Below are 2,198 nucleotides of genomic sequence, written 5' to 3' on the forward strand. Positions count from 1 at the left end.
CTCTTGATCGACCACTACTGGCGCATCGGCTGAAGCGATGAAGCGGTTCGCTCGATGGCGCGGGCTCTGCCTGCTGGTGCTGGTCCTGACACTCGCCGCGTGCGGTGACGGCCCCAAGGCGCCAGCCTTCAAGACTACCGACATCTCCGGTGCCGACTTCGGCAAGGGGTTCGATCTCGTTGATACGGCCGGCAAGACGACCACGCTCGCGGACTTCAAGGGCAAGGTCACCGTTCTCTTCTTCGGCTTCACGCATTGTCCGGACGTCTGTCCGACCACGCTGTCGGAACTCGCGGTGGTGAAGAAACAGCTCGGGGCGGACGGTGATCGCATGCAAGTGGTGTTCGTGACGCTCGACCCGGAACGGGACCGGCCGGACGTCCTCAAGGCGTACGTCCCGGCGTTCGACCCGAGCTTCGTCGCCCTCTCCGGCGACCCTGCCGCCATCGCCCGCGCGGCACAGGAATTCAAGGTCTATTACAAGAAAGTGCCGGGCTCGACCCCCGAGAACTACACGCTGGACCACACCGCTGCGGCTTTCGTCTTCGATCCCAAGGGCAGGCTGCGGCTCTTCTCCAGCTTCGGACAAGGGCCGGAAGCGCTGACGCACGACATCCGCCTGCTGCTGCGCGAGGGCAGCTGAGGGCCAAGCCACCAGAAAAAAGGCCTCGCACCAAGCGAGGCCTCGATGATCGGTATGGAGGCTTGAGCGTCAGTTCGCCGGCGCCATCAGCGCCTTCATCTTCTGCATGGCTTTCTGCTCGATCTGCCGGATGCGCTCGGCGGACACGCCGAATTCCGCAGCCAGCTCGTGCAGCGTCGCGGAATCCTGCTCGGTCAGCCAGCGCGCCTCGATGATGCGGCGACTGCGCGGATCGAGGCCGTCGAGGGCGCGTTCCAACCCTTCCTCGCGCAGCCGCTCGGTCTCGTCGTGCTCGAGAATCCGGCCCGGCTCCAGGTCGGGGTTCGAAAGGTAGGCGATCGGCGCGAAGCTGTCCTCGTCGTCTTCGCCGTGAGGTTCGAGCGCGACGTCCTGCCCGGTGAGCCGGGTTTCCATCTCGAACACTTCTTCCGGCTTGACGCCCAATTGCTTCGCCACCGCGGTCGCTTCAGAGGCGCCGATGGCGCCGGTGCCCTGCTTCATGCTGCGCAGGTTGAAGAAGAGCTTGCGCTGGGCCTTGGTGGTCGCGACCTTCACGATGCGCCAGTTGCGCAGGATGTACTCGTGGATTTCCGCGCGGATCCAGTGGACGGCGAACGACACGAGGCGGAACCCGCGTTCCGGATCGAAGCGTTTCACCGCCTTCATGAGGCCGATGTTGCCTTCCTGCACGAGGTCCGCCTGTGGCAGGCCATAACCCTGGTAACCGCGCGCGATGGCCACCACCACGCGCAGGTGCGACAGCACCAGCTCACGGGCGGCGTCCAGATCGTTGTCGCGCTTGAAGCGCCACGCGAGATCGACCTCACGCTCGGCGCTCAGGATCGGCAGACGGTTCACACTCTGGATGTACGATTCCAGGCTTCCTACGGGCGAGGGCAGGGCAAAGGACACGGCAGTGGTCATCGGGTCTGGTTACCTTTGGGATGCAGATTTTAGCAGTCGTGAACTTTGAGTGCCAGAACACCCGATAGTTTCAATCGGTCGGGGCCGGCAGTGACCGCGCTCGGGCGCGTCAGTCGAACAACGCGTCGATGAATTCCTCGGCCTCGAACGGGCGCAGGTCGTCGATCTGTTCGCCGATGCCGATGAAGCGGACCGGAATCGGGTTCTGGCGGGCGATGGCGGCAATGCAGCCGCCTTTCGCCGTGCCGTCGAGCTTGGTGAGCACGATGCCGGTCACGCCGAGCGCATCGTCGAAGGCGCGCACCTGGGCCACCGCGTTCTGGCCGGTGTTCGCGTCGACCACCAGGATGATCTCGTGCGGGGCCTCCGGCAACGCCTTCTGTGCCACGCGCTTCACCTTCTTGATCTCTTCCATGAGGTGCAGCTGGGTGGGCAGGCGGCCGGCGGTGTCGGCGATCAGCACATCGGTGCCGCGCGCCCGGGCGGACTGGATGGCGTCGAAGATCACGGCAGCGGCGTCGCCGGATTCCTGGGAGATCACCGGCACGTCGTTGCGGTCGCCCCAGATCTTGAGCTGCTCGCGGGCCGCCGCCCGGAACGTGTCACCGGCGGCGAGCATGACCGAGCGGCC

At 65.4% G+C, this 2,198-nt stretch carries 3 protein-coding genes; 1 reads left to right on the forward strand and 2 read right to left on the reverse strand.

Translation table 11 applies throughout. From position 1 onward, the window contains the following. Positions 1–37: 37 nt before the first annotated feature. The gene (locus JNK68_02830) at positions 38–643 is read left to right on the forward strand and encodes an SCO family protein (protein MBL8539287.1); all 606 of its coding nucleotides are present in this window, start codon (positions 38–40) and stop codon (positions 641–643) included. Between the two features lie 69 nt (positions 644–712). Here the strand turns inward: JNK68_02830 and rpoH are convergent, their stop codons facing one another. Next, positions 713–1,567, reverse strand: a complete 855-nt coding sequence (gene rpoH, locus JNK68_02835; GenBank protein MBL8539288.1) for an RNA polymerase sigma factor RpoH — start codon at positions 1,565–1,567, stop codon at positions 713–715. 109 nt (positions 1,568–1,676) lie between these two features. Further along, on the reverse strand, positions 1,677–2,198 hold a 522-nt coding region (locus tag JNK68_02840; GenBank protein ID MBL8539289.1), incomplete at its 5' end, for a signal recognition particle-docking protein FtsY.

This window comes from Betaproteobacteria bacterium (genome assembly GCA_016791345.1).
Lineage (GTDB): Bacteria > Pseudomonadota > Gammaproteobacteria > Burkholderiales > JAEUMW01 > JAEUMW01.

Excerpts from the sequence above, each read along its gene's own strand:
- JNK68_02830 (MBL8539287.1), top strand. The coding sequence starts at position 38 with ATGAAGCGGTTCGCTCGATGGCGCGGGCTCTGCCTGCTGGTGCTGGTC.
- rpoH (MBL8539288.1), bottom strand. The coding sequence starts at position 1,567 with ATGACCACTGCCGTGTCCTTTGCCCTGCCCTCGCCCGTAGGAAGCCTG.